Here is a 17214-nt window from a genome sequence, read left to right on the forward strand (position 1 = left end):
CATTCATTATTTATCATAAAGGTAATCTTATACAGATTCGGAGGTAGGGGATCGCGGTCTTTATCAGTAAAAAGGGGGAATTGGAATGAGCGGCTTTCTCATCGCAAATGCATTGTTATTTCTGGTTGTAACCGCTTACGCTGTTTATTTGTTTGTCTACTTGGTCAAAACGAGACTGGCCTACATCGGACTCGGGCAGAAAGAACATTTTGATAATCGGATCAGGGAACGGCTTCGCGCCATATGGGTGAATGTATTCGGACAGAAAAAACTGCTGAAGGACAAGAAAAGCGGAATCATTCACGTCATGTTTTTCTACGGGTTTATATTGGTTCAGTTCGGAGCAATTGACTTTATTATTAAAGGACTGGCTCCCGATCGGAATCTGCCGCTTGGCCCTGTCTATCCCGCCTTCACCTTTTTTCAGGAAATCGTTACGTTTCTCATTTTAATCGCTGTGGTCTGGGCATTCTACAGACGTTATATTGAAAAACTCGTCAGGCTGAAACGCGGCTTCAAAGCAGGACTTGTTCTCATTTTTATCGGAGGATTAATGCTGACGGTTCTGCTTGGAAACGGGATGAATCTGATCTGGCATGGGCATGGGCTTTCATCGAGCGAGCCGATTGCATCAGGTATTGCGTTTTTGCTTGGCGGAGTAGGAGAAACAGGGGCGGCGGTGATTTTCTATATCGCATGGTGGATGCATCTTCTATTTTTGCTGAGTTTTTTGGTATACGTGCCGCAGTCAAAGCATGCCCATTTAATCGCCGGCCCTGCCAATGTCTTTTTCAATAGGATGGAATCTGCCGGAAAGCTTGAAAAAATAGATTTTACCGATGAAACGAAAGAAAGCTACGGCGCGGGAAAAATTGAAGATTTCAGGCAGTCCCAGCTGCTTGATCTGTACGCGTGTGTTGAGTGCGGCCGCTGTACCAATATGTGTCCGGCAACAGGCACCGGAAAAATGCTGTCGCCGATGGACTTGATTTTGCGTCTCAGGGATCATCTCACAGAAAAAGGCGCCGCCGTCACCTCACGCTCGCCATGGGTGCCCGCGGCAGCATTTCGGCATACGAAAGGCAATCAGCTGGCGGCGACCTCATCAGGAAGCGGATCGCAGGAAGCCGCCGCCGCGCTTGAATACCATCCGAGCTTGATCGGCGATGTCATCACAGAGGAAGAAATTTGGGCGTGCACGACTTGCAGAAACTGTGAGGATCAATGCCCGGTCATGAACGAACATGTGGATAAAATCATTGACCTCCGCCGCTACCTTGTGCTGACAGAAGGGAAAATGGACAGTGACGCACAGCGCGCTATGACCAGTATCGAGCGGCAGGGAAATCCGTGGGGACTCAACCGCAAGGAACGTGAAAATTGGCGTGACGCGGCGCCGGATACCGAGATTCCGACCGTAAAAGAAATGAAAAAAGAGGGAAAGGAATTTGAGTACCTTTTCTGGGTCGGTTCCATGGGGTCTTACGACAACAGAAGCCAGAAAATCGCGGTCTCCTTTGCCAAGCTGCTCAATCACGCGGGCGTGTCCTTCGCGATCCTCGGCAATAAAGAAAAAAATTCAGGGGATACGCCGCGCCGCCTCGGTAATGAATTTTTGTTCCAAGAGCTGGCTGAAAAGAATATCTCTGAATTTGAAAAAAATCATGTTAAAAAAATCGTTACGATTGACCCACACGCATACAATTTATTTAAAAACGAATATCCGGATTTCGGATTTGAAGGCGAGGTTTTTCATCATACAGAAGTATTGGCTGAGCTGGTGAAGAACGGGAAATTAAAACCGCAGCACCCTCTTCAAGAGACGATTACCTTCCATGATTCGTGCTACTTGGGACGGTACAACGAAGTCTATGATCCGCCGAGGGAGATTTTGAAAGCCATTCCGGGCGTGCAGCTGATTGAAATGGAGAGAAACCGGGAAACCGGCATGTGCTGCGGCGCCGGCGGAGGGTTAATGTGGATGGAGGAAGAAACGGGTAACAGGATTAACGTCGCCAGAACAGAGCAAGCGCTCGCGGTCACCCCATCGGTGATCAGCTCCGGCTGTCCGTACTGTCTCACGATGCTTGGGGACGGCACAAAGGCAAAAGAAGCCGAAGACCGGGTCAAAACGTATGATGTCGCAGAGCTTCTGGCCCAATCTGCCTTAGGCGCTGATAAGAAAATGGGGGAGAAGCAATGAATTTTTCATTGTCAGAAGAACACGAGATGATAAGGAAATTGGTGCGCGATTTTGCGAAGCATGAGGTGGCCCCGTCAGCAGCAGAACGCGACGAACAAGAACGCTTCGATCACGAGCTGTTTCGGGAGATGGCGAATTTAGGGCTGACGGGAATTCCATGGCCTGAAGAATACGGAGGAATCGGAAGTGACTATCTGGCCTACGTCATCGCGGTGGAGGAGCTGTCAAAAGTGTGCGCCTCCACCGGTGTGACGCTTTCCGCCCATATCTCTCTTTGCAGCTGGCCGATCTTTGCCTTTGGGACGGAAGAACAGAAGGCAGAGCACTTAACACAGCTGGCCCTCGGAGAGAAGATCGGCGCTTTCGCTTTGACTGAAGCGGGGTCCGGTTCTGACGCCGGCGGCATGAAAACAACTGCTGAACGAATCGGTGATGACTATGTGTTAAATGGCTCCAAAGTGTTTATTACAAACGGCGGGATCGCGGATATTTACATTGTTTTTGCAGTCACGGATCCCGTGAAAAAGAAAAAAGGCATCTCCGCTTTTATTGTAGAAAAGGATTTCGAAGGATTTTCTGCAGGCAAGAAAGAAAAGAAAATGGGCATCCGTTCGTCTACGACAACGGAAATCACATTCGAAGATTGTGTTGTGCCCGCAGCAAACCGTCTAGGAGAAGAAGGGGAAGGCTTCAAAATCGCCATGAAGACGCTTGACGGAGGCAGAAACGGCATTGCCGCTCAAGCCGTAGGCATCGCTCAGGGGGCGCTTGATGCGGCGGTTCAATATGCAAAAGAGAGAAAGCAATTCGGCAAATCAATCGCCGAGCATCAGGGCATCGCTTTTAAACTCGCGGATATGGCTACAATGACAGAAGCTTCAAGGCTATTGACCTATCAGGCGGCATGGCTTGAATCGTCAGGCCTTCCATATGGAAAAGCTTCCGCCATGTCCAAACTGCTGGCGGGGGATACGGCGATGAAGGTGACGACCGAAGCCGTGCAGATCTTCGGCGGCTACGGCTATACAAAAGATTATCCGGTTGAACGTTATATGCGTGATGCGAAGATCACGCAAATCTATGAAGGCACTCAAGAAATTCAAAGACTAGTCATCTCCAGAATGCTCGCGGATTGACGCAAAACATCTGTCAGGCGGATCACTCTTGTAAAATTATTTAAATTAACGCTGTTAAGGGTAGCATATTCTGTTTTATTTTGTTTATAATGAGAGGTATGGTTTGTATAAGAACGATACAAAAACGCTTTCATTATTGATAAAACAGATACATATAAGTAATAGAAAGGGAGTGTCCGACCTTGGGTATCAAACAATATTCACAGGAAGAGCTAAAGGAAATGGCTTTAGTCGAAATCGCTCACGAATTATTTGAAGAACATAAAAAACCAGTTCCTTTTCAGGAGCTTTTAAATGAAATTGCATCTTTGCTCGGCGTGACAAAAGAAGATCTTGGAGACCGCATCGCTCAATTTTATACAGATTTAAACATTGACGGCCGCTTCCTCGCGCTTTCTGACCAGACTTGGGGGCTTCGCAGCTGGTATCCGTATGATCAGCTTGACGAAGAAACGCAGCCGACCGTAAAAGCGAAAAAGAAAAAAGCGAAGAAAGCAGTCGAAGAAGATCTTGATCTTGACGAGTTTGAAGAGATCGACGAAGACGACATTGATTTGGATGAAGTCGAGGAACAACTTGATCTTGATACCGATGATTTTGACGATGAAGATCTTGATGAAGACGACGACGAACTTGAGATCGAAGAAGACCTGGTTGATGAAGATGAAGAAGACGAAGAAGACGACGACGATAAGGATCTCAAATCGTAAAAGCTCATCTTTAAAACAATCTTGACTTTCAAAGTCGAACTATGTAGTATGTATTTTGGGCTCTTCAAAAACGAAGAGAGAACATAGTGCGTTTATGCTCCCTTTCAAGAAATTGAAAGGGAGCTTTCTTATTTTCACCCCTCATTTTTCTTAATAAATCATTTAAAAGGCTAAATGATTTTCTATAAAACAGTACATTTTAAAAATGTAGCCAAGAGCGAAGAGAGGAGCAAACGAAATGACGAAATATATTTTTGTAACAGGGGGAGTCGTATCCTCACTTGGAAAGGGTATTGTAGCAGCTTCATTAGGACGTTTGCTGAAAAACCGCGGAATGAACGTGACAATTCAAAAATTCGATCCATACATCAACGTCGACCCGGGAACAATGAGCCCGTATCAGCACGGTGAAGTATTCGTAACGGATGACGGCGCTGAAACAGATCTGGACCTTGGTCACTATGAGCGTTTTATCGATATCAACCTGAATAAATTCAGCAACGTGACAACAGGTAAAATTTATTCAACAGTTCTTAAAAAAGAACGACGCGGAGACTACCTTGGCGGAACAGTACAAGTTATCCCGCACATCACAAACGAGCTGAAAGACCGTGTTTACCGCGCAGGGAAAGAAACAAACGCAGATGTCGTTATTACAGAAATCGGCGGAACTGTCGGGGACATCGAATCACTGCCATTCCTTGAAGCGATCCGCCAAATGAAGAGCGACATCGGCCGTGAAAATGTCATGTACATCCACTGTACGCTTGTACCTTACATTAAAGCTGCGGGCGAATTGAAAACAAAACCGACACAGCACAGTGTAAAAGAATTGCGCAGCTTGGGCATTCAGCCAAACATCATCGTCGTTCGTACAGAAATGCCGATTTCTCAAGATATGAAAGATAAAATCGCGCTATTCTGCGACATTGATACAAAAGCGGTTATCGAGTGTGAGGATGCGGACAACCTTTACTCCATTCCGCTTGAGCTTCAAAAACAAGGGCTTGATAAGCTTGTTTGCGAGCACATGCGATTGGAATGCAAAGAAGCGGAAATGTCCGAGTGGAAAGAGCTTGTTAACAAGGTCAGCAATCTGTCTCAAACGATCACGATCGGCCTTGTCGGTAAATACGTTGAGCTTCCTGACGCGTACATCTCTGTCGTTGAATCACTCCGCCATGCGGGCTATGCGTTCGACACAGATGTAAAAGTGAAATGGATCAACGCTGAAGAAGTAACAGAAAGCAACATTGAAGAGCTTACAAGCGGAACGGACGGCATCATCGTGCCGGGCGGATTCGGAGATCGCGGTGTTGAAGGCAAAATTGTCGCAACAAAATACGCGCGCGAAAACAACATTCCGTTCTTGGGCATTTGTCTGGGCATGCAGGTTGCGTCTATTGAATACGCGCGAAACGTATTGGGCTTAAAAGGCGCTCACTCAGCTGAAATTGATCCGTCAACTCAATACCCGATCATCGACCTTCTACCTGAACAGAAGGATGTTGAGGATCTCGGCGGAACGCTTCGTCTCGGCCTTTACCCTTGTAAGCTTGAAGAAGGCACAAAAGCCTTTGAAGTGTATCAGGATGAAGTGGTGTACGAGCGCCACCGTCACCGCTATGAATTCAACAACGAATTCAGACAGCAAATGGAAGAACAAGGCTTCGTTTTCTCAGGCACAAGCCCTGACGGACGTCTTGTTGAAATCATCGAGCTGAAAGACCACCCTTGGTTCGTGGCTTCTCAGTTCCACCCAGAGTTCAAATCAAGACCGACAAGACCTCAGCCTCTATTCAAAGGCTTTATCGGAGCGTCTGTCGAAGCTGCAAATCAGAAGTAATAAAAAAGACTTGCCGTTTTTATTAAAAGCGGGCAAGTCTTTTTTATTTGTTTCCTGCAAGATACAGCATGTACAATAAGGTATTATGCATACTCTTGCAAAATTTCTTTTAATGTAAACGATAAAGCATGGTAAACATACAGTGCCGTCATTAAAGAGGGAAATCCGTAACGGGTGCCGTTTTCATCGGGAACGAGCGGCATTTTTAATTTAGAATCAATATGCACATCACAATATTGTTCAATTCCCGCGCTGTCTTTAGCTGCCGGCGATACGCATACGATTCCCGCACCCTTTTCATAAAGCTCTTTCGCGAGCGCCTGCTCTTCGGCAGTGCCCGTCCCTGAGCAAAACATCAGCACCCTGTCGCTTTCTGTCACTTCATCAGCGCTTTCTGGAAAGGGTTTGACGGAAGGCAGCGGCTCTGTGCTTTCGGCAGCCTCATATAAGACGCCCTGAAGCTCATTTGCTCCGTATATATATATGGAATGCCCGCTGATCACCGCTTGAGCAAGCAGCCGTGCCCCATCTTCAATCGCGTCAGATTCCTTATCCTGAATGCGGGAAAAAATACCTGTTAACTGCGTCGTAAATATTTTCAACATAAGTGAATCCTCCTTTATAACGTACAATATCATTATACAACAAAAGAGAAAATGCTCAGAAAATGTCGTAAAGTAGACTATTATAATTAAAGGAAATAGGAAAATCAAACAGAATACATACACTACTGCTTACTTTTGACGAAAATCATAATATTGGGGTGTAAAATGATGAATGAAAAAATTTTAATCGTTGATGATCAATACGGCATACGTATTTTGCTTAACGAAGTATTCAATAAAGAAGGTTACCAGACGTTTCAGGCTGCAAACGGCCTGCAGGCGCTTGACATCGTGACAAAAGAACGGCCCGACCTTGTGCTTCTGGACATGAAAATTCCCGGCATGGACGGAATTGAAATTTTAAAACGGATGAAGGTCATTGACGAAAACATTCGGGTGATCATCATGACGGCATACGGAGAACTCGATATGATCCAGGAATCAAAGGAACTGGGCGCTTTGACGCATTTTGCGAAGCCTTTTGATATCGATGAAATCAGAGATGCCGTGAAAAAATATCTGCCCCTGAAGTCTAATTAACAAAGAAGATACAAATGAATGATGTCATTGTGTTGCCCATTTGTCGAAAAGTTGGTATTCTAGTTATGGAGAAAAAGCGATCTGAGTATTTACATATGACAGCAATATATGGGTCATGCTAGGGTGGAAAGCTTTTTTCGCTAGAAGACAATCAGGCTACATAAGGAGGACATTCGACATGCCTTTAGTTTCTATGACGGAAATGTTGAATACAGCTAAAGAAAAAGGGTACGCTGTAGGACAATTTAACTTAAACAACCTTGAGTTTACTCAAGCGATTTTACAAGCAGCTGAAGAAGAAAAATCTCCAGTGATCCTTGGTGTTTCCGAAGGTGCGGGACGCTACATGGGCGGCTTCAAAACAGTCGTAGCTATGGTAAAAGCACTTATGGAAGAGTACAAAGTGACAGTTCCTGTTGCGATTCACTTAGACCACGGTTCAAGCTTTGAATCTTGTGCGAAAGCGATTCATGCAGGTTTCACATCTGTCATGATCGACGCTTCTCACCATCCATTTGAAGAAAACGTTGAAACAACTTCTAAAGTTGTTGAGCTTGCTCATTTCCACGGAGTATCTGTAGAAGCTGAGCTTGGAACAGTCGGCGGACAAGAAGATGACGTTATCGCTGAAGGCGTAATCTACGCTGACCCTAAAGAGTGCCAAGAACTTGTTGAGCGCACTGGCATCGACTGCCTTGCACCTGCATTAGGTTCTGTTCACGGCCCTTACAAAGGCGAACCAAACCTTGGTTTCAAGGAAATGGAAGCTATCGGTAAAACAACTGGTCTGCCATTAGTTCTTCACGGCGGTACTGGAATTCCGACTGCTGACATCAAAAAATCAATTTCACTTGGTACAGCTAAAATCAACGTAAATACTGAAAACCAAATTTCTTCTGCAAAAGCTGTTCGCGATACATTGGCAGCTAAGCCTAACGAATACGATCCTCGTAAATACCTTGGACCTGCTCGTGAAGCGATTAAAGAAACAGTTATCGGTAAAATGCGTGAATTTGGTTCTTCAAACCAAGCTTAATTTAATTGGAACTTTTATAGCCGCCTGACAGCTTGACAGGCGGTTTTCCGTCTATCTTTAGAAAGCGCAATCATATACGCAATTCAGAAAAATTCTTACTCAAGGAGGCTTTTGAACATGTTATTTTTTATTGATACAGCCAATATCGATGAAATTAGAGAAGCGAATGAATTAGGAGTTCTTGCCGGTGTTACGACGAACCCTAGTTTAGTAGCAAAAGAAGCTAACGTATCATTCCACGACCGTCTTCGCGAGATTACAGACGTCGTGAAAGGTTCTGTAAGCGCTGAGGTTATTTCTTTAAAAGCTGAAGAGATGATCGAGGAAGGAAAAGAACTGGCGAAAATCGCTCCGAACATCACGGTGAAAATCCCGATGACGTCTGACGGTCTAAAAGCTGTAAGAGCCCTTACTGAATTAGGCATCAAAACAAACGTCACATTGATCTTCAATGCAAACCAGGCGCTTCTTGCTGCCAGAGCAGGGGCAACGTATGTATCTCCTTTCCTGGGACGTTTAGATGACATCGGCCACAACGGACTTGACCTGATTTCAGACGTCAAAGCCATTTTTGACATTCACGGTCTTGACACGCAAATCATTGCGGCGTCAATCCGCCATCCGCAACACGTGACAGAAGCCGCTCTAAGAGGGGCCCATATCGGCACCATGCCGCTGAAAGTCATTCATTCACTCACTAAGCATCCGTTAACAGACAAAGGAATCGAACAATTCCTGGCAGACTGGAATAAATAATTCAAAGGGCGGCAAACAGCTTATGCCTGTTTGCCGCAGCCTTTGTTTTTCACCGTCCTGATACAGCGGACCTTCAGATGCTGACGCCGCTTTACAGAGAAGGAATCATTGGGCTGCAGAAGCTGATATCGGAATGAAGTGTTTGCGTACTGCTTTTGCCGGATGACGACGTTGTTTCTCAAGCCGGCGGGTCTCTGTGCATTTTCGAAACCTGTGCCCCGCAAAGCTTCGCTATTTTCTTCCTGATATTTTACAATGTGTTGTATTCTTTCTCTTCGAATTGGCTAGATTTTGGACATGAGCTTTATTTGCAGAGACAGAATAAAATGACATTTTATTTAGCTCCGCAGCTATCTTCTTATGGAAGGAGACTATCATGGAAAAGTTGAATATTGCCGGCGGTGACTCGTTAAACGGTACAGTACATATCAGCGGCGCTAAAAACAGTGCCGTTGCATTAATACCTGCAACCATTTTGGCAAATTCCGAGGTGACAATTGAAGGGCTTCCAGAGATTTCAGATATTGAAACGCTGCGTGACCTGTTAAAGGAAATCGGCGGCAACGTGCATTTCGAGAATGGGGAGATGGTTGTTGACCCCACGTCGATGATCAGCATGCCGCTTCCTAACGGAAAAGTAAAAAAGCTTCGCGCGTCTTATTATTTAATGGGGGCGATGCTCGGCCGCTTCAAGCAGGCCGTCATCGGATTGCCCGGCGGCTGCCACTTGGGCCCCAGGCCGATTGATCAGCATATCAAAGGCTTTGAAGCGCTTGGAGCTGAAGTGACCAATGAACAAGGCGCCATTTATTTGCGTGCTGAAAGGCTGAGAGGCGCACGCATTTATTTAGATGTCGTGAGTGTAGGGGCAACCATTAACATTATGCTTGCCGCTGTCTTGGCAGAAGGGAAAACGCTCATCGAAAACGCTGCGAAGGAACCTGAGATTATTGATGTTGCGACACTGCTTACGAGCATGGGCGCCAAAATCAAAGGTGCGGGAACCAATGTGATCCGAATCGACGGCGTGAAGGAACTGCACGGCTGCAAACACACAATCATTCCGGACAGAATTGAGGCAGGTACATTTATGATTGCGGCTGCTGCAATGGGCAAGGAAGTCATGATCGATAATGTGATTCCCACTCATCTGGAGTCGTTAACAGCAAAGCTGAGAGAAATGGGCTATCATATTGAAACAAGCGATGACCAGCTTCTCATTGTCGGCGGGCAGAAGCACTTAAAGCCGGTTGATGTCAAAACCCTCGTATATCCGGGCTTTCCGACTGATTTGCAGCAGCCGATGACGGCGCTCCTGACAAGAGCAAAAGGGACAAGCGTCGTAACGGACACCATTTACTCGGCAAGATTCAAGCACATTGATGAGCTGAGACGGATGGGTGCCAATATGAAAGTAGAAGGCAGATCCGCCATCATCACAGGTCCTGTCGAGCTTCAAGGCGCAAAAGTCAAGGCGAGCGACCTGCGTGCCGGAGCCTGTCTGGTGGTAGCCGGCCTGATGGCTGACGGCGTCACGGAAATTACGGGCCTGGAGCACATTGACCGCGGATACAGCACCCTTGAGAAGAAGCTTGAGGGGCTTGGAGCGACAATCTGGCGTGAAAGAATGACAGACGAAGAAATAGAACAGCTTCAAAATTCATAATGGTTTCTTGTGAGAGGAGATCGTGTTGAAATGGAAAGAAGTTTATCAATGGAATTGGTACGTGTGACCGAAGCTGCGGCATTGGCATCTGCAAGATGGATGGGCCGGGGAAAAAAAGACGAGGCTGATGAAGCCGCAACAAGCGCAATGAGAGATGTTTTTGATACAGTTCCGATGAAAGGAACCGTTGTGATCGGTGAAGGGGAAATGGACGAAGCGCCGATGCTGTATATCGGGGAAAAACTCGGAAACGGGTACGGTCCTCGCGTGGATGTCGCAGTTGACCCTCTTGAAGGCACAAACATCTTGGCAAGCGGCGGCTGGAACGCGCTGACGGTTATTGCGGTCGCAGACCACGGCACGCTTCTGAACGCCCCTGACATGTATATGGAAAAAATCGCAGTCGGCCCGGAAGCGGTGGGCTGCATTGACATCGAAGCACCTGCCATTGATAACCTTAAAGCGGTGGCAAAAGCGAAAAACAAGGACGTTGAGGACGTTGTTGCCACTATCTTAAACCGTGAAAGACACTCGAAAATTATTTCTGAGCTTCGTGAGGCAGGCGCCAGAATCAAATTGATCAATGATGGCGATGTCGCAGGCGCCATCAATACGGCTTTCGACCACACGGGCGTTGACATCCTGTTCGGATCAGGCGGAGCTCCTGAGGGTGTGCTTTCTGCTGTTGCGCTAAAAGCGCTGGGCGGAGAAATAATTGGTAAACTCCTTCCGCAAAATGAAGAAGAAATCACGCGCTGCAACAAGATGGGCCTTGATTTAAGCAAAGTCCTTCGTATGGAAGACCTTGTGAAGGGTGATGACGCTATTTTTGCAGCTACCGGCGTAACTGACGGCGAGCTGTTAAAAGGTGTTCAATTTAAAGGTTCTGTCGGCACAACTGAAAGCATAGTGATCCGTGCAAAATCAGGTACTGTCCGCTTTGTTGACGGCAGACACAGCTTGAAAAAGAAACCAAATCTTGTAATCCGTCCATAACAAACAGAAAAAGCGGGTGTGAGCCTGCTTTTCTTTTGCAAAAAAGAGTCAACTCTATCAATTCAGTGTCAAAACCTTATTTCAGTTGAATAATTTTCTGAAATAAGGTAAAAATAAAGAGTGCTGCGAATTTTACTGCGTAATTCCTTCTTTTAAGCACTAGGAAAGTTTTAATTTCTACCGCATACAGACGATATAAGTATTGATCTTCTCATGTTTTTGTCCTCGCTTCCTTCAAAACTCATTAAGACAATCCTTTTAACAAAAGCGCCGATCATGGGTGGAAGTGTTACCGATAGAAGTTCCTTTATGTTAAAAAAAGAATGTGCTTTGGCGGATGTTGTGCAAAAGCAGCAGGTTATATGTACAGAGTAAGATATTGACTATGAAAAGCGTGGTGTTTTTATGAAAAACGTATCTATTTCCTCTTTGGAAAATATGAAATTGAAAGAGCTTTATGAACTTGCAAGACATTATAAAATCTCCTATTACAGCAAACTGACAAAAAAAGAACTCATTTTCGCCATTCTGAAAGCAAATGCAGAACAGGAAGATCTGCTGTTTATGGAAGGCGTTCTTGAGATCATCCAGTCTGAAGGTTTCGGCTTCCTGAGACCGATCAACTACTCTCCAAGCTCAGAAGACATTTACATCTCAGCTTCTCAAATCCGCCGTTTCGATTTGCGAAACGGAGACAAAGTATCAGGCAAGGTTCGTCCGCCAAAAGAAAATGAGCGTTACTATGGACTTTTGCACGTTGAAGCAGTAAACGGGGATGATCCTGAATCTGCAAAAGAGCGTGTGCATTTCCCGGCTCTTACACCTCTTTATCCAGACCGTCAAATGGTGCTAGAAACAAAACCTAACTTCTTGTCTACAAGAATTATGGACATGATGGCGCCGGTCGGATTTGGACAGCGCGGTTTGATTGTTGCACCGCCAAAAGCCGGAAAAACGATGCTGCTGAAGGAAATTGCCAACAGTATTACAGCGAACCAGCCAGAAGCAGAGCTCATCGTGCTTTTGATTGACGAAAGACCGGAAGAAGTAACTGATATCGAGCGTTCTGTGGCTGGGGATGTCGTCAGTTCAACGTTTGATGAAGTGCCGGAAAACCATATCAAAGTGGCCGAGCTTGTACTTGAGCGCGCGATGCGTCTTGTAGAACACAAAAAAGACGTCATCATTCTGATGGACAGCATCACACGCCTTGCCCGCGCCTACAACTTAGTGATTCCGCCGAGCGGAAGAACGCTTTCCGGGGGGATTGACCCTGCGGCGTTCCACCGTCCGAAACGCTTCTTCGGGGCTGCGAGAAATATCGAAGAGGGCGGCAGCTTAACTATCCTTGCTACGGCTCTGGTCGATACCGGCTCACGTATGGATGATGTTATTTATGAAGAATTCAAGGGAACAGGCAACATGGAGCTTCACCTTGACCGCTCTTTGGCCGAGCGCCGCATTTTCCCGGCCATCGATATCCGCCGTTCAGGAACGCGCAAGGAAGAGCTGCTTGTGCCTAAAGAGCATCTTGATCGTTTATGGTCGATCCGCAAAACGATGTCTGATTCACCTGATTTTGCGGAAAAATTCATGAGAAAAATGAAAAAAACCAAAACAAACCAGGAATTTTTCGACATTCTCAATCAAGAATGGAAACAGGCAAATCTATCATCTGCAAGAAGGTAAATAGTATTTGCAAAAGAAGTAAATCACTGATATAATTTTCTTATATGCGTTTCGGACAATGCTCCGAAATAATAACTCTGTTTCCACACTGGATTCAGGGCGGAAGGAGATGGATACAATGAAGGCAGGAATTCATCCTAATTTCAAAAAAGCAACAGTTAAATGCGCTTGTGGAAATGAATTTGAAACAGGCTCAGTAAAAGAAGAGGTACGCGTTGAGATTTGCTCTGAGTGCCACCCATTCTACACTGGCCGCCAAAAATTCGCTTCTGCTGATGGTCGTGTTGATCGCTTTAACAAAAAATACGGTCTTAAGTAATAATAGATTTTTCAACAGGCAAGCAATCTTGCCTGTTTTTTATATTGTCTAAAACACAGCTGGCAGAAAGAGGGGAACAGAGCCTATGTACATAATGAAACAAAGCGGTTGGCTTGAGCTGATTTGCGGCAGCATGTTCTCGGGGAAATCTGAAGAGCTGATCAGAAGAGTGAAGAGAGCGACTTACGCCAAGCAGGAAGTCAGGGTATTTAAGCCTGTGATTGATAATCGATACAGTGAAGATGCTGTTGTCTCCCATAATGGAACATCCATGAAGAGCTATGCCATTTCTTCTGCTGCAGATATTTGGGACCATATCAGTGAGCGTACGGATGTGATTGCGGTTGATGAAGTGCAGTTTTTTGACCAGGAAATTGTTGAGGTTTTATCATCCCTTGCCGATAAAGGCTACCGTGTGATTGCAGCCGGTCTTGATATGGATTTTAGAGGAGAGCCGTTCGGTGTCGTCCCGGATATTATGGCGATTGCGGAAAGTGTGACGAAGCTGCAAGCCGTCTGTTCCGTCTGCGGATCGCCGGCGAGCAGAACACAGCGCCTGATTGACGGCAAACCTGCTTCCTACGATGATCCGGTCATTTTGGTGGGCGCATCCGAATCGTATGAAGCGAGATGCAGACACCATCACGAAGTTCCAGGGAAATCTAAAAAATAGCCCGAAGCATGGGTATAAAGATAGAAAACACCGGCTAAAAACACCGGTGTTTTTTTTATATTCTGATAATAATTAATTAAAAAATTTAATTAAGTGTATTAAAAAATTAAGTAATTTTCTTCCCTTGAATTTTGATTTTCACAGGCATACAATAGCTTACGTAATGTAAATAGTTTTTAGACATTGTTCGAATAATTGTCATAAAGTCGCATAAAGATCATGATCGGATTTTCAAGATGGGTTATTACTTAACTTTGTTAACTATTTCAAGAAAGAAGGAGATTTGCTTGAATAACATAAAAAAAACGAAGGAAGGCCATTTAGAAACAACTCTTAGAGGAAAAGAAGTTTTATCTATTCCTACTTTAAATAAAGGTGTTGCTTTCTCATTAGAGGAAAGACAAGAACTTGGCTTAGAAGGACTTCTTCCGCCAACTGTACTTTCTCTAGATCAACAAGCAAAACGCGCATATGAGCAGTTTAAAGCTCAGCCAGACCGCCTCCGTCAAAATGTTTACTTAAATGATTTGGCAAACCGTAACGAAGTTCTTTTCTATAAATTGCTGAAAAACCATCTTCGCGAAATGCTTCCTGTTGTATACACACCGACAGTCGGCGAAGCGATTCAAGAATACAGCCATGAGTACAGAAGACCTCAAGGTATCTACTTGTCAATCGACAATATTGAGGGTATTGAAAAAGCTTTTGAAAACCTTCATGCGACAGCAGGCGATATTGATCTTATCGTTGCAACTGACTCTGAAAGCATCCTCGGAATCGGTGACTGGGGTGTAGGCGGTATTAACATCGCGATCGGTAAATTGGCTGTTTACACTGCAGCAGCTGGTATTGATCCAAGCCGTGTTATCCCGGTTGTGCTTGATGTCGGTACGAACAACGAAAAACTTTTAAATGATCCTTTATATATCGGTAACCATCATGAGCGTATTTCAGATGAACGTTATGAAGAATTCGTTGATGCGTATGTAAAAGCTGCGCTGAAATTCTTCCCTAAAGCACTTCTTCACTGGGAAGACTTTGGTAATAAAAACGCGCGTAATATCATGAAGAAATACAACAACGACATTCTGACATTCAACGATGATATTCAAGGTACAGGCGCGATTACACTTGCTGGTGTGCTTGCTGCTATGAAGAAAACAGGCGCATCTATTAAAGATCAGCGTGTTGTTGTCTTCGGTGCAGGTTCCGCAGGTATCGGAATCGCCGACCAAATCCGTGACACAATGGTGCTTGCGGGATTATCTGAAGAAGAAGCGAACAAACGCTTCTGCACAATTGATTACAGAGGCTTGCTGACTGAAGAAATCGAAGGCATCCTTGATTTCCAAAAACCTTACCTTCGCAGTGTAGATGAAGTGAAAGATTGGAAACGCGATGAAAAAGGCCAAATCCCATTCGATGAAGTGGTTCGCCAAGCGAAACCAACGATCTTAATCGGTACTTCAGGTGTATCAGGCGCGTTTACAGAGGAAATTATAAAAGAAATGGCATCTCACGTAGACCGTCCGGTAATCATGCCGATGTCAAACCCGACTCACCTTGCGGAAGCGACTCCTGAAGATCTATTCAAATGGACTGACGGAAAAGTGCTTGTAGCAACAGGAAGCCCGTTTGAAAATGTGGAATACAACGGTGTTTCTTATGAAATCGGACAATCTAACAACGCATTTGCATTCCCTGGTCTTGGACTTGGTTCAATTGTAGCTGAAGCGCGTGTGATTACGCCTGCTATGTTTGCTGCAACTGCTGATGCGATTGCTGAAATGGTTGATTTTGAAACACCTGGAGCAGGATTGCTTCCAAGCATTGATAAGCTTCAAGAAGTTTCTATTCAAGTTGCGATTGCCGTTGCTGAAGCAGCTATTAAAGAAGGCGTAGCAAATCGTCAGCCTGAAGATGTGAAACAAGCGGTTCTTGATGCCATGTGGACACCGGAATACAAAAAAGTCATCGCAAAATAATTAGCGATTAAATACATCGTCCGAGGGAAAGCTTTTTGGAAAGCTAAAGTATACGGACATAGGATTTGGAGGAGAATATTTTGAGCATCTTAGATATCTTAATCCTTCTGGCACCGATCTTCTTTGTTATCGTGCTGGGATGGTTTGCAGGACATTTTGGAAGTTATGATGCCAAGTCGGCAAAAGGGGTAAGTACGTTAGTAACGAAATACGCACTTCCAGCTCACTTTATCGCTGGTATTTTGACTACTTCCAGAAGTGAATTTTTATCTCAAATTCCGTTAATGGTTTCTTTAATTATTGGGATTGTTGGTTTCTATATTGTTATTTTATTGCTTTGCAGATTTGTGTTTAAATATAATTTAACGAACTCATCCATATTTTCTTTGAACTCTGCACAGCCGACATTCGCATTTATGGGTATTCCTGTACTGGGAAGCTTGTTCGGCGCGCAAGAGGTTGCGATTCCGATCGCGGTTACAGGTATCGTTGTTAATGCGATTCTTGATCCGCTTGCGATTATTGTCGCTACTGTCGGTGTGTCTTCTAAGAAAAACGAAGAGGGCGGCGACAGCTTCTGGAAGATGACAGGAAAATCAATCCTGCACGGTCTTTCTGAGCCGCTTGCAGCTGCTCCATTAATCAGTATGATCTTAGTGCTTTGCGGTGTGACTCTACCTGAGCTGGGTGTTAAAATGCTTGACCAGATTGGAAGCACAACATCTGGTGTGGCTCTCTTTGCTGTCGGTGTTACTGTTGGTATCCGCAGTATCAAACTCAGCGTACCAGCATTTGGTATTGCGCTGCTCAAAGTTGCGGTTCAGCCTGCGTTAATGTTCTTGATTGCTCTTGCAGTCGGACTTCCAGCTGACCAAATGACAAAAGCGATCCTTCTTGTTGCATTCCCTGGTTCTGCCGTAGCAGCCATGATTGCAACTCGTTTCGAAAAACAAGAGGAAGAAACTGCTTCTGCATTTGTAATCAGTGCGATTCTGTCATTGATTTCACTTCCAATTATTATTGCGCTTACTGCGTAAATCAAAAAAGCTCCCTT

At 45.1% G+C, this 17214-nt stretch carries 16 protein-coding genes; 15 read left to right on the forward strand and 1 reads right to left on the reverse strand.

Going from position 1 to position 17214, the window contains the following annotated elements; all coding sequences use genetic code 11:
• Nucleotides 1–85: 85 nt before the first annotated feature.
• From V6D44_RS07285 to pyrG, 4 genes are all read left to right on the forward strand, one after another.
• Nucleotides 86–2203, forward strand: a complete 2118-nt coding sequence (locus tag V6D44_RS07285) for a heterodisulfide reductase-related iron-sulfur binding cluster (protein ID WP_333516384.1) — start codon at nucleotides 86–88, stop codon at nucleotides 2201–2203.
• Nucleotides 2200–3339 carry an acyl-CoA dehydrogenase AcdA gene (gene acdA / locus V6D44_RS07290; RefSeq protein ID WP_253268636.1) on the forward strand — a complete coding sequence of 380 codons (1140 nt, stop codon included), beginning with the start codon at nucleotides 2200–2202 and terminating at the stop codon, nucleotides 3337–3339. Before V6D44_RS07285 ends, acdA begins: the two co-directional genes overlap by 4 nt.
• A gap of 182 nt (nucleotides 3340–3521) precedes the next feature.
• Nucleotides 3522–4049, forward strand: coding sequence for a DNA-directed RNA polymerase subunit delta (gene rpoE / locus V6D44_RS07295; RefSeq protein WP_202327921.1), 528 nt, complete (start codon nucleotides 3522–3524; stop codon nucleotides 4047–4049).
• Nucleotides 4050–4287: 238 nt separating this feature from the next.
• A complete protein-coding gene (gene pyrG / locus V6D44_RS07300; RefSeq protein ID WP_289348564.1) occupies nucleotides 4288–5895 on the forward strand; it encodes a glutamine hydrolyzing CTP synthase in 1608 nt (535 codons plus the stop codon).
• An 83-nt stretch (nucleotides 5896–5978) separates the two neighbouring features.
• Here pyrG and V6D44_RS07305 read toward each other — a convergent pair whose 3' ends face one another.
• The gene (locus tag V6D44_RS07305; RefSeq protein ID WP_333516385.1) at nucleotides 5979–6500 is read right to left on the reverse strand and encodes a DUF2529 domain-containing protein; all 522 of its coding nucleotides are present in this window, start codon (nucleotides 6498–6500) and stop codon (nucleotides 5979–5981) included.
• A gap of 165 nt (nucleotides 6501–6665) precedes the next feature.
• On the opposite strand from V6D44_RS07305, the gene spo0F reads away from it, so the two are divergent.
• The 11 genes from spo0F to V6D44_RS07360 all read left to right on the forward strand — a co-directional run bounded on the left by spo0F (nucleotide 6666) and on the right by V6D44_RS07360 (nucleotide 17197).
• Entirely contained in the window at nucleotides 6666–7040 is a 375-nt protein-coding gene (gene spo0F / locus V6D44_RS07310) for a sporulation initiation phosphotransferase Spo0F (protein ID WP_003227621.1), read from the forward strand.
• Between the two features lie 178 nt (nucleotides 7041–7218).
• On the forward strand, nucleotides 7219–8076 hold the full coding sequence (locus V6D44_RS07315; RefSeq protein ID WP_087992717.1) for a class II fructose-bisphosphate aldolase: 858 nt from the start codon (nucleotides 7219–7221) through the stop codon (nucleotides 8074–8076).
• 117 nt (nucleotides 8077–8193) lie between these two features.
• Nucleotides 8194–8832 carry a fructose-6-phosphate aldolase gene (gene fsa, locus V6D44_RS07320; RefSeq protein WP_087992716.1) on the forward strand — a complete coding sequence of 213 codons (639 nt, stop codon included), beginning with the start codon at nucleotides 8194–8196 and terminating at the stop codon, nucleotides 8830–8832.
• Between the two features lie 376 nt (nucleotides 8833–9208).
• A complete protein-coding gene (locus V6D44_RS07325; protein WP_087992715.1) occupies nucleotides 9209–10498 on the forward strand; it encodes a UDP-N-acetylglucosamine 1-carboxyvinyltransferase in 1290 nt (429 codons plus the stop codon).
• Between the two features lie 30 nt (nucleotides 10499–10528).
• The gene (glpX, locus tag V6D44_RS07330) at nucleotides 10529–11494 is read left to right on the forward strand and encodes a class II fructose-bisphosphatase (RefSeq protein ID WP_333516386.1); all 966 of its coding nucleotides are present in this window, start codon (nucleotides 10529–10531) and stop codon (nucleotides 11492–11494) included.
• A 213-nt stretch (nucleotides 11495–11707) separates the two neighbouring features.
• A complete protein-coding gene (locus tag V6D44_RS07335; RefSeq protein WP_141113417.1) occupies nucleotides 11708–11869 on the forward strand; it encodes a hypothetical protein in 162 nt (53 codons plus the stop codon).
• 30 nt (nucleotides 11870–11899) lie between these two features.
• Nucleotides 11900–13183 (forward strand): transcription termination factor Rho, encoded by a 1284-nt coding sequence (gene rho / locus V6D44_RS07340; protein ID WP_010328939.1) that lies wholly within the window; start codon nucleotides 11900–11902, stop codon nucleotides 13181–13183.
• 118 nt (nucleotides 13184–13301) lie between these two features.
• Nucleotides 13302–13502 carry a 50S ribosomal protein L31 gene (gene rpmE / locus V6D44_RS07345; RefSeq protein WP_003151132.1) on the forward strand — a complete coding sequence of 67 codons (201 nt, stop codon included), beginning with the start codon at nucleotides 13302–13304 and terminating at the stop codon, nucleotides 13500–13502.
• An 85-nt stretch (nucleotides 13503–13587) separates the two neighbouring features.
• A complete protein-coding gene (locus tag V6D44_RS07350) occupies nucleotides 13588–14175 on the forward strand; it encodes a thymidine kinase (RefSeq protein WP_087992712.1) in 588 nt (195 codons plus the stop codon).
• 287 nt (nucleotides 14176–14462) lie between these two features.
• A complete protein-coding gene (malS, locus tag V6D44_RS07355) occupies nucleotides 14463–16160 on the forward strand; it encodes an oxaloacetate-decarboxylating malate dehydrogenase (protein ID WP_187441503.1) in 1698 nt (565 codons plus the stop codon).
• A gap of 80 nt (nucleotides 16161–16240) precedes the next feature.
• On the forward strand, nucleotides 16241–17197 hold the full coding sequence (locus tag V6D44_RS07360) for an AEC family transporter (RefSeq protein ID WP_333516387.1): 957 nt from the start codon (nucleotides 16241–16243) through the stop codon (nucleotides 17195–17197).
• Nucleotides 17198–17214 lie beyond the last annotated feature (17 nt).

It is taken from the genome of Bacillus sp. 0209A (assembly GCF_036765095.1).
Taxonomy (GTDB): Bacteria; Bacillota; Bacilli; order Bacillales; family Bacillaceae; genus Bacillus; species Bacillus subtilis_G.